Raw genomic sequence first — 14,964 nt, forward strand, 5'->3', positions numbered from 1 at the left:
CGCACCATGACCACCGAAACACTCTCCCCCCGTACCCCCGGAAAACACCGCTCGACCATGCCCCGGGAGGTGGTCCGGCGGCGCCGCTACGGCGGCCATGCCTGGCATCCCACGCTCGGGACGGGCCCGCTCCCCCGGGTGCTGACGCTGCTGGCGCTGGCGCTGATGACCGTGGTCTGGCTGGTGCCGTTCGGATGGGGGGTGGACACCTCGTTCAAGACGGAGGTCGACGCCAGCGCGTCGGGCGCCGACTGGATCCCCAAGGCGGGCTTTACCCTCGAGGCATACCGGACCATCTTCGGTCAGGGCAATCTGCCAGTGTGGGCGGTGAACAGCGTTGTGATCGCCGTATGCGTCACGGCGATCACCGTGGCCGTCTCGGCGATGGCGGCGTACGCCTTCTCGCGCACCCTCTTCCGCGGCCGCCGTGTGCTCTTCGCCGTCACCGTCGCCTCCATCATGGTGCCGCCGCAGATCCTGATCGTGCCGCTGTTCCGGCAGATGCTCGCGATGAACCTCGTCGACACCTACGCGGCGGTGATCCTGCCGCAGGTGGTGGCGCCCGCGATGGTGTTCATCCTGAAGAAGTTCTTCGACGGCATTCCGCGGGAGCTGGAGGAGGCGGCCCGGATCGACGGGGCGGGCAGCTTCCGGGTGTTCTGGAGCGTGGTGCTGCCGCTGTCCCGCCCGATCCTGGCGGCCGTGGCGATATTCGTCTTCATCAACACCTGGAACAACTTCCTCTGGCCGTTCATCAGCACAAGCGATCCGCAGCTGATGACGCTGCCGGTGGGGCTGTCGACCGTGAAGGACTCCACCGGGCTGCGGAACGCCCAGGAGTCGGCCGCCTCGATCCTCGGCTCCATCCCGCTGCTGATCGTCTTCATGCTGTTCCAGCGCCAGATCGTCAGGTCGGTGGCCACCACGGGTCTGGGAGGTCAGTGAGCGACCCCGGTGACACCGCCCTCGGTGGACTCGCGGATGTGGAGCGTATGTCCGACGACGACCTCCTGGGCCGGACGGTCCGGTGCCTCGATCCGCTCCAGCAGCAGATCGACGGCGTGCCGGGCGATGGCGGCCTTGTCCGGCGCCACGCTGCTCAGGCTCGGTGTGCTGTAGCGGGCGGCCTCGATGTCGTCGAAGCCCATCACGGCCATGTCGTCCGGCACCCGCAGTCCGCGCTCGTACAGGGTCCGCAGCGCGCCGAGGGCCAGCGCGTCGTTGAAGCAGAACACGGCGTCCGGCGGCTCCGCGTGGTCCAGCAGAGCCGCCATCGCCCGTGCCCCCTCGGCCAGGTGGTAGCGGGGGGTCTCCCGCTCCAACCGGGGGTCGGGCGGCAGCCCGGCCTCCTCCAGTGCCTGCCGGTAGCCGGTCCTGCGCAGCAGCGGTGTGCCGATGTACGGCTCGGGCTGGACGCCGATGGCGGCGATCCTGCGGCGCCCGCCGGCCACCAGATGGCTCACGGCCTCCTTCGCGGCGGCGACGTTGTCGATCACCACATGGTCGGCGAGGCCGCCGCTGGGGCGTTCGCCGATGAGCACGAGCGGCACGGTGCCGAGGTGGTCCGCGAGCGCGCTGCCGTGCAGCGCGAGCGGGCTCACCACCATGCCGTCCACGACCTGGTCGCCCAGGCCGTGGATCACCGCGGCCTCCCGCTCGCGGTCGCCGAGGGTCTGCTCGATCAGCAGGGTGCGGCCGTGTTCCTCGGCCGTGGTGAGGAAGTGGCGCCCCAGCTCGGCGAAGTACGGGACGTCCAGCTCGGGCAGGACGAGACCGAGCATGCCGGTGCTGCCGCGGCGGAGGTTGCGGGCCACCCGGTTGGGCCGGTAACCGAGCTCTCTGATGGCCCGCTGGACCCGCTCCCGGGTCGCCGGGGACACATGCACAAAGCCGTTGATCACATTCGACACGGTCTTCGGGGAGACCCCGGCGAGCGTCGCCACGTCCTTGACGGTGGCGCTGCGGGCGGCACCGTCCGAGCGCTTCCGCCCCGGTGCCGCTTGGTCCCTGGTGGTCTGCTGCTTCACGGCGGTCACCGACCGATCCTAGAGCGTGACGGTGGCGGGCCGCACCGCCGGGCCCGCCGTGGGCCCCGCCGCCTCAGGTGACGGCCGGTCGCGAGGGCGCGGGCAGCGCCTGCTCCGTCCAGATGCACTTGCCCGTCGCCGTATAGCGCATGCCCCACCGATCGGAGAGCGCCGCGACCAGCTGAAGCCCGCGCCCGCCCTCGTCGGTCTCGGCGGCGCGGCGGATCCGCGGGGTGGTGAGGCTGCCGTCGGAGACTTCGCAGATCAGTGTTCTGCCGTACAGCAGGCGCAGCCGCGGTGGGCCCTTGGCGTGCCGGACGACATTGCCGACCAGCTCGCTGACCAGAAGCTCCGTGGTCATCGACAGCTCGTCCAGATGCCACGCCGACAGCTGTTCGGTGACCCGGCGGCGGGCCTCCGCGGCGGCGATGGGGCCGTCCGGGAGCGCCCAGCACACCACCCGGCCGGGCGCCAGCGACCGGGTCCGGGCAATCAGCAGCGCGGCGTCGTCGTGGGTCGCGGCCTGCTCCGGCACCAGTGCGCTGATGAGGGCGTCGCACAGGCGGCCGGGATCGTGCAGCGTGGTGGGGGCGGATTCGGTCCCGGGCGGTTCGGGCGGGGGTGCGACGACCCTGCTGAGGGCCTGAGCCAGGCGGTCCATGCCCTCGTCGATGTCGACCGTGGACGACTCCACCAGGCCATCGGTGTAAAGGACCAGATGGCTGCCCTCCGGCACCCGTACCTCATGCGTCTCGAAGGGCGGGCTGGCGGCGCCGAGCGGCGGATCGGCGTCCACATGGGGGAAGTGGGCCGTGCCGTCGGGGTGGACGATGGCGAGCGGTGGGTGCCCGGCGCTCGCGAAGGCACAGCGGTTGGTGACGGGGTCGTAGACCGTGTACAGACAGGTGGCGTAGAAGTCATCGCCGAGGTCGCCGACCAGTTCATTGAGGTGGCTGAGGAGCTCATCGGGGGGAAGTTCGAGATCGGCGAGGGTGTGGACGGCCGTGCGCAGCCGGCCCATCGTCGCCGCCTCGGACAGCCCATGGCCCATGACATCGCCGATGACCAGGGCGACCCGTTCACCGGACAGCGGGATGAGGTCGTACCAGTCGCCGCCGACCTGCACGCCCTCGGTGGCGGGCAGATAGCGCGCCTCGGCGGCGACCGCCGGGACGGCGGGCAGCGTACGGGGCAGCAGCCCGCGTTGGAGCTCCTGGGCGCGGGTGTGCTCGGCGTCGTACAGCCGGGCCCGCTCCAGCGCCTGGGCGACCAGTCCGCTCAGGGCGATGAGCAGGGAACGGTCCTCCTCGGAGAAGTGGCGCGGCCGTGCGAAGCTCACCACGCAGTAGCCGATCTGCTGGTCGGAGGCGATCAGGGGGAGGAAGGCCCATGCGTTCATCCCGCTGCGGTAGAGGTAGCCGAGGGCGTCGGGGTGCTGTTCGGCGTACTCCCGCGGGGTGGACAGGAAGTGCGGGGTGCGGGAGCTGAGCACCTGCACGATGGCGGACATGTCCGAGACCATGAATGTCTGGACGGTCTCCAGGAACTCCTCCGGATACCCGGCCGAACCGACCATCCGCAGCCGCCCGTTCTCGATCAGCTGGCAGATCAGGCCGGTGGCGCCGAACGGTGGAAGCATCCGGTCGGCGACCGCCTTCACCACGTCCTGGACGGTCAGCGCCTCGGCGAGCGCCGAGGTCAGCTCCCCCATGCGCATGACCCGCTCCGCCGCGGTGCGCTGAGCCGCGGACCGCTCGGCCTCCTGTGCCCGGCGTTCGGTGATGTCCGTGATGTGGATGACCAGCCCGTCGGGGACGGGGTCGAGACGTGCGTGGTACCAGCCCGCCCTCCCGGGCCAGCGGGTGTCGAAGCCGGCCGGTGCGCGGTTGGCCAGGGCCCGCCCGTGGCAGGCGGCCATCCCGGTGTCGCGGATCACCGGGTGGTCCCACAGCACGGTTCCCAGCGCCTCCTGGGCGGAGGCCCCCAGCAACTTCAGGGCCGCGGCGTTGGCGAAGGTGAGCCGCGCCTGATGGTCGAGAGCCAGCAGACCGTCGTTCATCCGCCATACGGCACTGCCGACGGCCTCGCCGCCGAGCGGCTCCCCCGCCTGCCCGGTGTCCGTGGCGGCGGGGCTGACGGGCCGCAGGTAGTCGGCGGCCCAGTCGGCCACCATCCGCAGGAAGGCACGTTCCGCACCGCCGATCTCACCCTGCGCCTCCACCAGGACGGACAGCGCACCCACCGGCTGCCCATCGGCCGTGAGCACGGGCACGGACGCCACACCGCTCCCGGGCGGCAGCGTGCCGGCGCGGGGCGAGAAGTCCTCAGAGGAGGACCGGCCGGACGACGGGGGAGGCGCCCGGTGCGGCACATCGGGCGGGGGCGGCGACCAGACGTGGGTGCGGTAGCGCAGACAGGACACGGGGGCCGCGCTGTCCTCTTCCGTGAGGACCTCCCAACCCGCGATCAGGTGGTCCGGGAGCCCCATACTGGCGACGAGGCACATCTCTCCCCGGCGCGGATCACGCACATGGATCATGCCGCCCAGAGCGCCGGATCCGGCCACCGCCTGCCCGAGCGCGAGTCTCAGCGGCCCGGTGCCACTCAGCTGGCCGCCCGCGGAGCCCAGCAGCCGAAGCCGCGTCCGCGCCGACCGGGTGATCCGGGTGTCCGCGCTGTGTGGGTGCTGCTCATCCACACCCATGGCGCCACCTGTCATCTCCCTGGGAGCCCGGTGTCGTACGGATCGCAGGCCGGCCGCGTCCCATATAGCCCGAATATAACCCTTACCCCGAGGCGAGTCCCGCCCGATGCGTGCGGCCCCGGCGCATATCGCCGGAGCCGTCACCGAGAGCGGAAGGGCCGTGCCCCTACGCGGCGATGCCGCCGACGCGGACGGGTCCGCCGGTGGTCACCGACTCGATGGCCGCGAGCGCGACGGACAGGGCGGCGCGGGCGTCCTGTCCCGTGACGGACGGGGCGCGTCCGGTGCGCACACACTCGGCGAAGTCGGCGAGCTCGGCCACGTAGGCGTCGTGGAAGAGATCCTGGTCGTAGCTGACGCAATCGGCGGCGATGCCGTCCGGGCCGTAGGCGGTCAGATGGCCGCGGCGGATGTCGCCCATGGTGAGCATCCCCGCCGAACCGAACACCTCGCCACGGACGTCGTATCCGTACACCGCCTGGAAGTTCGCCTCGGCGGTGGCGAGGGCGCCGTTGTCGAAGCGGATGGTGACCACGGCGGTGTCCAGCAGTCCGCGGTCCTTGAAGTCGGGGCGGACCAGGGCGTCGGCGAACGCGAAGACCTCCACCGGCGCGGCGCCGGGGTTGAGATGGCGCAGGGTGTCGAAGTCGTGGATGAGGGTCTCCAGGAAGATGGTCCACGGCGGGATACGGCCCGGATCGGCCGGCTTGGGGTCGCGGGTGAGCGAACGCAGCAGTTGCGGAGTGCCGATGGCGCCCGCGCGGATCTTCTCGTGGGCGGCGTGGAAGCCGGCGTCATAGCGTCGGTTGAAGCCCACCTGGAGAGGGACACCGGCGTCGGCCGCGGCCGCGATGGCGCGATCCGCCTCGTCGAGGGTGACGGCCATGGGCTTCTCGCAGTAGACGGCCTTGCCCGCCCGGGCCGCGGCCTCGACCAGCCCGGCGTGGGTACGGGCGGGGGTGGCGATGACCACCGCCTCGATCCCGGGGTCGGCGAGCAACTCGGCTATCTCGGTGTACGCCGTGGTGCCGCCCAGCCGGTCGCCGAGCCCTCGCGCGGCTCCCGGGGCCGGGTCGGCGATGGCGGCGAGACGGACGCCGGGGAGACGGCGGGCGAGGGTCTCGGCGTGGAAGGAGCCCATGCGTCCGGCCCCGATGAGACCGATGGGGAGGGGGTGTCGCGTGGTCATGCGGATGCTCCGTTGGTTACCTGGTTCCGTGGGGTCTGTGGGTTCCGTGGGTTCCGTGGCCCCTGGGCGAGATCGGGTGCGATCGGGTGCGATCGGGTGCGATCGGGGTGGGGCGGCGGCGCGGCCGCGCGCTCAGCGGGCGAAGGCGGAGCGGAAGCGCTCCAGGGCGAGGTCGCTGTCACCGGAGGCCCACGCCTCCATGGCCACCGTCCCCGCGTAGCCGAGGTCGGCCAGGGTTCGGGCGAGCGCCGGGTAGTTGATCTCCCCGGTTCCGGGTTCACAGCGACCGGGTACGTCGGCCACCTGGATCTCACCGATCAGGCCCCGGCCATGGGCGCGGCGGACCAGCTCGATCAGGTTTCCCTCGCCGATCTGCGCGTGGTACAGGTCCAGGTTCATCCGCAGCCCCGGCCGGTCCACGGCCTCGACCAGGGCCAGGGTGTCGGCGGCCGTCGCGAACGGCACTCCGGGGTGGTCGACGGCGGTGTTGAGGTTCTCCAGGGTGAAGGTGACCCCGGCGCGTTCGCCCAGCTCGGCGAGGCGGGTGAGGGTGCGGTGGGCCGCCATCCACATCGGGCCCGTGGCCGCGCCCGCCACCGGCACCACCGGCAGACCGTGGCCGTCCAGCCCGGTGCCGTGCAGATTCAGCCGGGGGCAGCCGAGCCGTTCGGCCACCTCGACCGACTCCTCGGCGGTGCGCAGGAGTTCGGCCGCACCGTCCTCGTCCGTCAGGCCGCCGCGGAGATAGCCGGTCATGGAGGAGAACACCGCGCCGGTCCGCTCGAGGGCGGTCAGATCGTGTCGGCTCCAGTCCCAGATCTCGACCTGGAAACCGGCGTCGTGGATGCGCCGTGCCCGTTCATGGACCGGCAGATCCCGGAAGACCATCTCGGCGCAGACCGCCAACGTGTACATCGCTGCTCGCCCTCTCTCCGGCCCCAACTGGAACGTTCCGGCCATGAGCCTTCCGCGATCACTAGAACGTTCTAGTAGTGAGCAGCAGTACGCCAGCCGTCGGCCACCCCTGTCAAGGGCCGGCGGCCGAACGACTAGAACGTTATAGAAGCGCGGACCACCACACATCGCGCCCTGGGCTACGATCGTCGCCCGGAAGGCGAAACCCCCGACCGTGGACGACTCGACCAGGGAGACCAGTGGTGCCATCGACGCCGGCCGTCCCCCATGGGAAGCGCCCCACCCTCGCGGACGTGGCGGCGCGGGCAGGTGTGTCCACCGCGCTGGTCTCCATCGTGATGCGGGACGCCAAGGGCGCCGGCGCCGCCACCCGGGAACGGGTCCTCAAGGCCGCCCAGGAGATCGGATACCGGCCGGACGCCAGGGCCCGGCTGCTGCGCAGCCACCGATCCCATCTCCTCGGGGTGCAGTTCGGCCTTCAGCACCCCTTCCACTCCGATCTGCTGGAGGGCATCTACGCGGTGGCCGAGCCCGCCGGGTACCAGATCGCGCTGAGCGCCGTGGCCGCCGGACGTGGTGAGCAGCGTGCCAGCGACACCCTGCTCGCCGACCGCTGCGAGGCCCTGATCCTGCTCGGCCCACAGGCCCCGGCCGCGCGCCTGGCCGAACTCGCCCAACAGCTCCCGGTGGTCTCCGTGGCCCGCCGGCTGCGGGGCTCCGCCCCGGGTGTGGAGGTGGTGCGGACCGCCGATGACGAGGGCGCCCGCCAGGCCGTGGACCACCTGGTCGCCCTCGGCCACCGCGACATCGCCCATATCGACGGCGGCCGGGCACCCGGCGCCGCCGACCGGCGCCGGGGCTACCGCACCGCCATGAACCGCCACGGCCTGGCCGACCGCGTCCGCGTCCTGCCCGGCGGCCTCACCGAGGAGGACGGCGCCGCGGGCGCCCGCGCCTTCCTCGACGCCGCCACCCGGCCCACCGCCGTCCTCGTCTTCAACGACCGCTCGGCCACCGGCGTCCTGGACACCCTCCTCCGCGCCCGGGTGGCCGTCCCCGGCGAGATCTCCGTCGTCGGCTTCGACGACAGCCATCTCGCGCGCCTGGCCCATATCGACCTCACCACCGTCGGCCAGGACATCCCACGCCTCGCCGAACTCGCCGTCGGCCGGGCCATCGCCCGCCTGGAGGGAGCGCCGACACCCACCGGGGAGGCCGTGGTCGCCCCCCACCTCGTCGTCCGGGGCACCACGGCCACGCCCGCCTGAGGGGCAACGCCGAGGTCAGACGCGGCCCCGTTCACCTGAGGCGGTGACGACGGATCAACCGAGCTGCTTGAGCAGTTCGTCCGCGAGCGGGCCGGAGGAGGCCGGGTTCTGGCCGGTGACCAGGTTGCGGTCGACTTCCACATGCGGGGCGAACGGCTCGCCGACCCGCACCGTCAGGCCCGCCTCGGTCAGGCGGTCCTGCAAAAGCCACTTGGCCTTGTCGGCGTTGCCGGCCATCTGCTCCTCCTCGTTGGTGAAGGCGGTGATCCGGTAGCCGGCGTAGGCGTGGGAGCCATCTTCCGCGACCGCCGCCAACAGCGCCGCGGGGCCGTGGCAGACAACGCTCACCGGCATACCGCGCCGCACCGCCAGGGTGAGGATCCGGCCCGAGTCGGCGTCGACCGCGAGGTCCTCCATGGGGCCGTGGCCACCGGGGACATGGACGGCGTCGTAGTCGTCCAGGTTCACCTCGCCGAGCGCGACGGGCGCATGGAACTCGGCGGCGGTCTCGGCGACGTTCCTGATCCTGGCGGCGTTCTCCGGGCCGCCGTTGACCTCGGGGCTGAGGCTAGCGGCGTCGACGGGCGGGACGACACCTCCCGGGGTGGCCACCGTGATGTCGTGGCCCGCGGCCTTGAACGCCTCGTAGGGGACGACGGCCTCATCGGCCCAGTAGCCGGTGGGGTGCTTCGTACCGTCGGCCAGTGTCCACTGGTCGGCACCGGTCATCACAAACAGGATCTTCGCCATGCTCACTCCTCGACGCGATCACACGCCGTGTGATCGCCTGCTTCTCCGGGGCGTGGTCGCCGCCCCGACGTGGCGCCGCCGTCCTGACGGCGTGGTCGAAGGTAGATCCACTGGGCATCGACATGCCAATAGGTGAGTCGATCGACGGCATCGGGATTCCGATGGAAGGAAACGCCGTGGGGCTTTCTATGCTGGCCGCATGGAGGACGGGACACAACGAACCGGCGATATCGTCATCGGTGGCGGGCGGACCCCGCCCCATGCCGATCTGAATCTGCTGCGCACCTTTCTGGCCGTCTACCGCTCCGGCTCGTTCACCGCCGCGGCGCCGTTGCTCGGACTCTCCCAGCCGACCGTCACCGCCCAGATCCGCGCCCTGGAGCAGCAGACCGGGCGGGAGTTGTTCACCCGGCTTCCGCGCGGGGTGGAACCCACCCACCTCGCCCATGATCTGGCCGGACAGATCGCCGGGCCGCTCGACGCCCTCGCTTCCCTCGGGGGCCGGAGTACCGTACTCACCGGGCGCACCACCCCGGTCCACCTGGCGGGCCCGGCCGAGTTTCTGTGCACCCGCGCCCTGCCCGCACTCGCCCCGCTGGTCGCGGAGGGGGTACGGCTGCGAATCACGATGGGGCTGACCGATCCGCTGCTGGAGGCGCTGCGGGCGGGCCACCACGACCTTGTGCTCGCCACCAGACGCCCCGGCGGCCGCGCGCTGACCTCGCTGCCGCTGGCGGACGAGGACTATGTGCTGGTCGCCTCGCCCGACTGGGCCCGGCGCATCGGGGGGCGTCTGGCGGCGGACGGGCCGTGTGCCGCGGTCCGTGATGTACCGCTGATCACCTACGCGGAGGACCTCCCCATCGCCCGCCGGTACTGGCGCAATGTCTTCGGCAAGCGGCTCACCGCCCAGGCCGCGGTGACCGTGCCGGATCTGCGCGGGGCCGTGTCCGCCGTCGCCGCCGGCGCGGGCTACAGCGTGCTCCCCCGCTATCTGTGCCAGGACGAACTCGCCTCCGGCGGGCTCGTTCTGCTCCATGAGCCCGAAGAGCCACCGCTCAACACGCTCTTCCTCGTACAGCGGCCGGGGGCCGACGCCAATCCGGACGTCGCCCGGGTCCGCGAGCGGCTTCAGCGCGCCGCCCGCGCCTGGTGACGGGCGCACATCTGCGGAAACCCGCACACCTCAGCGGATCTGCCGGGTCACCGCCCGCCGTTCGGCGAGGACTCGTCCACCATGCCGTGCTCCCAGGCCCAGGCGGCGATCTCGACGCGGTTGCGGGCGGCCAGCTTGCGCTGGACGTTGCCGAGGTGGGTCTTGACGGTGGACAGGGTGACATGCAGATCGGCGGCCACCTCCTCATTGGTACGGCCGCGGGCGACCCGCCGGACGACCTCGGCCTCGCGCTGGGTCAGCGGCTCGATCAGATCCCCCGGCCCGCCCTTCCCCCGGCGGGCCGGACGGGCCTCGGAGCGGGCCGGCCGATCGCGGTGGGGTGCCATATGCGCGAGCAGACGGACCGTCACCGACGGGGAGATCAGCGAGTTGCCCGAGGCCGCGGCCCGTACCGCTTCGGTGAGCAGACCGGGCGCGCCGTCCTTGAGCAGAAAGCCGCACGCACCGTTGCGCAGCGCGCGGTAGACGTATTCATCGAGGTCGAAGGTGGTGGCGATGAGGACGTTGAGCGGATCGGGCACATCGGGTCCGGCGAGGAGCCGGGTGGCCTCCAGACCGTCCAGCTCGGGCATGCGGATGTCCAGGAGGCAGACATCGGGCCGCAGGCGGCGGGCCTGGTCGACGGCCTCGAGGCCGGTCGCCGCCTGGGCGATGACCCGCATGTCCGGCTGGGAGTCGAGGATCATGCGGAAGGCGGCACGGACCATCTCCTGGTCGTCGGCGATGAGTACCTGGATCGTCATGTCACGCATGATCGCAGGCGGGCCGGCCGTCAGCCGGAGGAGGCCACGTTCGGGGCCGCCTTGCCGAGGGTGACCTCCGCCGGGGCCTTCTTGTCCGGTGTCGCTTCGTCCGGTGTCGCATCGTCCTGGGTCGCCTCGTCCTGGGTCACCCTGGCCGAAGCCGTGTCGGGAGCCACCTTGTCCAGGGGGAGGACCGCCAGGACGTGCCAGCCACCGCCGTCCCTCGGCCCCGCCGTGATACGCCCGTTGGCCTTCTCGACGCGCTCGGCCAGGCCGATCAGACCGTAGCCGCTCCCCTCGGCCGACCGTTCGGCGGCGGGCGAGGCGCCGCCTTGTCCGTCGTCGACGACCGACACCTCCAGCCGCTCCGGGTCGCCGGGCCGTACACCGATCCGCACCTCGATCCGGCCGGCCCCGGTCGCGTGCTTGCGGACGTTGGTCAGGGACTCCTGCACCACGCGATGGACCGTGGTGGTGATACCGGGTGGCAGCGGACGGTCGGCGACTTCGGGGGCGAGGATCAGCTCGGCGGGCGGCCCCGCCTCGGAGAACTCCTGGATGAGGTCACACAGACCGCGAAGGCCGCGCAAACCGTTCAGGCCCGCCGGATCACCCGTGGGCCGGGTCGTGGCGGCGGCGGTGTGGTCGCGCAGGCTGGAGACCATGGCGCGCATCGAACCCAGCGCCTGGGATCCGGCCCGCTCGATCTGGGCGAGCATCCGGTCCAGGTCCTCCGGGGACTGGGTGTGTCCGGCCGCGGCCGTGAAGCGCGCGGCTTTGGTCTGCGCGACGATCGCCGTGACGTGGTGGGCCACGAAGTCGTGCAACTCCCGGGCGTGCTCAAGGCGTTGGGACTGCCGGATGGCCTCCCGCTCCCGCTCCCGCAGCGTGTCGTACAGACGCAGACACAGCCCCACCAGCACCATGAACGGCACGGCGCAGACCGCGATGACGGCGATCAGATTCTTGAGGTGGTCGTCCCACACCTCGATCCGCAGGGGGAGGACCACGGCGGCGAGTGCGGGTCCCGTGGCCAGTCCGACCGCTCTCAGCGGCGAGCAGCGCCGCACGGCGCGGGTGATGAGCAGCAGCAGCGCGATCAGCTCCACCATGCCCGGGGTGTTCGGGGGACGCTCGGACAGCTGTGCCTCCGTGAAGGTCAGCGCGCATGAGACGGCCGCCGAGCCGATGGCGCAGGGCAGAAAGCGGCGTTCCGGCACGGCGAGCGCGGCCAGACACACCACGCCGGACACCGTCGTCGCCGCGGCCATCGCCGGATGCGGCGCGTTCAGCCCCTCCAGGACCACGAGGACGACGAGGCTGACGCCGACCAGGCCCAGCCGGAGGTGGCGGAGGCGGAAACGGGACCGGAACTCGGAGATCATGGCAGGTCACGCTACGGCCCGGCCGCCGTCGCCACATCAGACTTTCGGCCGAGGAAACCGGGGAAGGGGCACGGACGGCTTCGGCATTCCGGTGGATCCGCCACTCCGCGCCGCCGCGAAGGATGACACCAGGGGCGGCCGGAGAGCGCTGGAGCGCGCCGCGCCACGCCCCTCCCCGACCGTTCCCCCTTCCGAAGGCCGTCGATGCTCCGCACCGCCCTGCGCACCCTCCGATCCCATCGGCTCCGTTTCGCGATGCCCGCCCTCGCCGTCGTACTCGGCGTGGCCTTCGTGACCGGTTCGCTGCTCTACGGCGACTCCGTCAGAGCGGCCGTGAACCGCGCCCAGTCCAACTCCCAGCCCGACACGTCCGTCTCGATCACCGCGGACCCCGCTGACTCCGACCCGCACCGGCTCGATGACACGCTGCTGCGGCGACTGCGGGCGCTGCCGTCGGCGACCGCGGCGCGCGGTGTGGTGGAGGGCCGCTCGTTCCTCGTCGGCTCGGACGGCACTCTGGTGGGCGATCTGTTCCAGGCCGCGGGCGTCAACTACGTGCCCGACGCCAGCGGTAAGGACATCCGCTATCCGCTCATCGCGGGCCGCGGCCCCCGTGGCGCCGCCGAGATCGCCGTGGACCGCAGGACCGCCGAGCGCGCCGGGTACCGGGTGGGCGCCCGGGTGCGCATCGTCGTGGGCGGCACGGCCCGTGACGCACGGCTGGTCGGTGTCTTCACCGCCCATGACAGCCGGGTGGACTCCGGCGGTACGCTCACCGCCTTCGACACCGCCACCGCCCGACGGCACTTCGCCCCCGCGTCGATGAGCTACTCGGCGATCACACTGACCGCCGCCGATGGCACGTCGGATGCCCAACTCGCCCGGCGGGCACAGAAGTTGCTGCCGACAGGACTTCGGGCGGTCACCCGCGCGGACCTGGAGTCCGGTGCCGCCTCGGACGGGGACACGGACAAGCTCACCACACTGTTGCTGAGCTTCGCCGGCGTCGCCCTGTTCGTGTCCACCTTCCTGGTCGCCAACACCTTCACCATGCTCAGCGCGGCCCGCGCCCGGGAACACGCGCTGCTGCGGGCGGTCGGCGCCACCAGGAGCCATGTGCTGCGGATGGTCCTGGCCGAGGCCGCCCTGGTCGGCACCGCCGCCTCGGCCATCGGCTACGGGCTGGGCATCGGCGTGGCGCACCTGCTGGGCAGCCTGTTCGACGCCTCCGGGGCGGGGAGCGCCGATGTACCGCCGCTGTCCGCCGGGCCGCTGCTCGCGGCCTTCACCGTGGGCGTCGGGGTCACCGTACTCGCGGCCTACGTCCCGGCCCGCCGGGCGGCCGCCGTACCGCCCGTGGCGGCGCTGCGGACCGTCCAGCCGTCCACCGCCACCTCGCTGCGCCGCCGCAACACCATCGGTCTGATCGTCACCGCGGGTGGCGCGCTGCTGGTCGCCGCCGCCGTCGGCGCGCCGGACCTCCTGTTCGGCGCCGCGCCCCTGCTGCTCGTCGGCCTGATCGTCCTCACGCCGCTGCTCGCGCTGGGCGTCACCGGGCTGCTGCGCTCGCCCCTGACCCGGCTGGCGGGCGTCCGGGGCAAGCTGGCGGTGGAGAACGCCCGCCGCAATCCACGGCGTACGGCGGCCACGGCGACCACCCTGATGGTCGGTCTGGCGATGGTCACCGCCGTCACCGTGGCCGTCACCTCGGTGAACCGCTTCGACGAGGAGGAGGCCGACCGCTCCATGACCTCGGACCTGCGCATCACGGCCGTGGACTTCGGGGAGATCGGCGAGGGCACGGCCGCCCGGGTGAGGCGGCTCGCCGGCGCCGAGGCCGTCACCAATGTCATCCACACCTATCTCGACCTCGCCGACAAGAGCTCCTTGGCGGTCACCGCGGTCGACCCCGCCGCGGTGGAGCGCGCGGCGTCGCTCACCGTCCGCGAGGGGTCGCTCGACCGCCTCGGCGAGGGCATCGCCGTCACCGAGGAGCTGGCCGCCGCCCACGGCTGGCGGCTTGGCTCCCGTGTCACCGGTGCCTTCACCGGCCCCGGCACGGACACCTCGGGCAGCCGTATCCGGCTGCCCGTCGTCGCGATCTACGACGGCCCGGAGGATCTGACCCCCGCCCTCGTCTCCGATCGCGCCCTGCCCCGTCCGGCCAGTGCCGAGGACCGGCCGAACATCGACTCGGTCCTGGTCAAGGCCGCCCCAGGCCGCACCGCAACGCTCCAGGAGGAGATCCGGCGCACCCTGGACAACCCGGCGCTGCTCGTCCAGGACCGCGCCGACGCGAGGGCCGCCGCCACCGCGCGGACCGCGCCGTTCCTCAACATCATGTACGCCATGCTCAGCGTCACCGTGCTGATCGGCGCCCTCGGGGTGGTCAACACCATGGGCATGGCCGTCTTCGAACGGGTGCGGGAGATCGGGCTGCTGCGGGCCATCGGGCTGGACCGCGGTGGTGTCGGGTCCGTGTTGCGCCTGGAGTCGGTGACCATCTCCCTCTTCGGCTCCGCGCTCGGGGTCGCCACCGGTACGGCCATCGGCGCGGCGGCCGTCCTCGGCCAGGAGGTCGTTCCGCTCGTCATCCCCTGGGGCAGGACGGCCGTCTTCTTCCTCGCGAGCGCCGCGATCGGTGTCCTGGCCTCGCTCTGGCCGGGGCGTCAGGCGGCGCGCATGCCGATGCTGAAGGCCATCGGCGCGGACACCGAATGACGGTCGTGGGGCAACCGACCGGCTTGCCCCACCACCCGGCGTGTCGCGACCGGGAAACCACCGGAAGACGACGGAGGTGGGTAAA

General features: G+C 72.2%; 11 protein-coding genes. 4 read left to right on the forward strand and 7 right to left on the reverse strand.

What is annotated here, in order from left to right:
- Positions 1-6 precede the first annotated feature (6 nt).
- A complete protein-coding gene (locus tag AB0E24_RS30245; protein WP_087684149.1) occupies positions 7-945 on the forward strand; it encodes a carbohydrate ABC transporter permease in 939 nt (312 codons plus the stop codon).
- On the opposite strand, the gene AB0E24_RS30250 is transcribed toward AB0E24_RS30245, so the two are convergent.
- From AB0E24_RS30250 to AB0E24_RS30265, 4 genes are all read right to left on the reverse strand, one after another.
- Positions 939-2,036, reverse strand: a complete 1,098-nt coding sequence (locus tag AB0E24_RS30250; protein WP_079153248.1) for a LacI family DNA-binding transcriptional regulator — start codon at positions 2,034-2,036, stop codon at positions 939-941. The genes AB0E24_RS30245 and AB0E24_RS30250 overlap by 7 nt on opposite strands.
- Positions 2,037-2,100: 64 nt before the next feature.
- Positions 2,101-4,731, reverse strand: coding sequence for an ATP-binding SpoIIE family protein phosphatase (locus tag AB0E24_RS30255; protein WP_359381707.1), 2,631 nt, complete (start codon positions 4,729-4,731; stop codon positions 2,101-2,103).
- Between the two features lie 166 nt (positions 4,732-4,897).
- Positions 4,898-5,920 (reverse strand): Gfo/Idh/MocA family oxidoreductase, encoded by a 1,023-nt coding sequence (locus tag AB0E24_RS30260; protein WP_359381710.1) that lies wholly within the window; start codon positions 5,918-5,920, stop codon positions 4,898-4,900.
- Positions 5,921-6,052: 132 nt separating this feature from the next.
- Complete coding sequence (locus AB0E24_RS30265) at positions 6,053-6,835, reverse strand: TIM barrel protein (RefSeq protein WP_147966663.1); 783 nt, start codon at positions 6,833-6,835, stop codon at positions 6,053-6,055.
- Between the two features lie 242 nt (positions 6,836-7,077).
- On the opposite strand from AB0E24_RS30265, the gene AB0E24_RS30270 reads away from it, so the two are divergent.
- Entirely contained in the window at positions 7,078-8,103 is a 1,026-nt protein-coding gene (locus tag AB0E24_RS30270) for a LacI family DNA-binding transcriptional regulator (protein WP_359381713.1), read from the forward strand.
- Between the two features lie 54 nt (positions 8,104-8,157).
- On the opposite strand, the gene AB0E24_RS30275 is transcribed toward AB0E24_RS30270, so the two are convergent.
- The gene (locus tag AB0E24_RS30275) at positions 8,158-8,853 is read right to left on the reverse strand and encodes a type 1 glutamine amidotransferase domain-containing protein (RefSeq protein WP_359381715.1); all 696 of its coding nucleotides are present in this window, start codon (positions 8,851-8,853) and stop codon (positions 8,158-8,160) included.
- A gap of 199 nt (positions 8,854-9,052) precedes the next feature.
- Here AB0E24_RS30275 and AB0E24_RS30280 point away from each other — a divergent pair, with 199 nt between their 5' ends.
- On the forward strand, positions 9,053-10,009 hold the full coding sequence (locus AB0E24_RS30280) for a LysR family transcriptional regulator (protein ID WP_359381718.1): 957 nt from the start codon (positions 9,053-9,055) through the stop codon (positions 10,007-10,009).
- Between the two features lie 47 nt (positions 10,010-10,056).
- Here AB0E24_RS30280 and AB0E24_RS30285 read toward each other — a convergent pair whose 3' ends face one another.
- The gene (locus tag AB0E24_RS30285) at positions 10,057-10,773 is read right to left on the reverse strand and encodes a response regulator transcription factor (protein ID WP_102935399.1); all 717 of its coding nucleotides are present in this window, start codon (positions 10,771-10,773) and stop codon (positions 10,057-10,059) included.
- Positions 10,774-10,802: 29 nt separating this feature from the next.
- Complete coding sequence (locus AB0E24_RS30290) at positions 10,803-12,158, reverse strand: sensor histidine kinase (protein WP_359381720.1); 1,356 nt, start codon at positions 12,156-12,158, stop codon at positions 10,803-10,805.
- Between the two features lie 255 nt (positions 12,159-12,413).
- Here AB0E24_RS30290 and AB0E24_RS30295 point away from each other — a divergent pair, with 255 nt between their 5' ends.
- On the forward strand, positions 12,414-14,879 hold the full coding sequence (locus AB0E24_RS30295) for an ABC transporter permease (RefSeq protein WP_359381722.1): 2,466 nt from the start codon (positions 12,414-12,416) through the stop codon (positions 14,877-14,879).
- Positions 14,880-14,964: the final 85 nt, after the last annotated feature.

It is taken from the genome of Streptomyces malaysiensis subsp. malaysiensis (assembly GCF_040653035.1).
Lineage (GTDB): Bacteria > Actinomycetota > Actinomycetes > Streptomycetales > Streptomycetaceae > Streptomyces > Streptomyces malaysiensis.

Coding starts and splice junctions, on each gene's coding strand:
- AB0E24_RS30295 (WP_359381722.1), top strand. CDS start 12,414: ATGCCCGCCCTCGCCGTCGTACTCGGCGTGGCCTTCGTGACCGGTTCG.
- AB0E24_RS30245 (WP_087684149.1), top strand. CDS start 7: ATGACCACCGAAACACTCTCCCCCCGTACCCCCGGAAAACACCGCTCG.
- AB0E24_RS30260 (WP_359381710.1), bottom strand. CDS start 5,920: ATGACCACGCGACACCCCCTCCCCATCGGTCTCATCGGGGCCGGACGC.
- AB0E24_RS30285 (WP_102935399.1), bottom strand. CDS start 10,773: ATGACGATCCAGGTACTCATCGCCGACGACCAGGAGATGGTCCGTGCC.
- AB0E24_RS30290 (WP_359381720.1), bottom strand. CDS start 12,158: ATGATCTCCGAGTTCCGGTCCCGTTTCCGCCTCCGCCACCTCCGGCTG.
- AB0E24_RS30280 (WP_359381718.1), top strand. CDS start 9,053: ATGGAGGACGGGACACAACGAACCGGCGATATCGTCATCGGTGGCGGG.
- AB0E24_RS30275 (WP_359381715.1), bottom strand. CDS start 8,853: ATGGCGAAGATCCTGTTTGTGATGACCGGTGCCGACCAGTGGACACTG.
- AB0E24_RS30265 (WP_147966663.1), bottom strand. CDS start 6,835: ATGTACACGTTGGCGGTCTGCGCCGAGATGGTCTTCCGGGATCTGCCG.
- AB0E24_RS30255 (WP_359381707.1), bottom strand. CDS start 4,731: ATGGGTGTGGATGAGCAGCACCCACACAGCGCGGACACCCGGATCACC.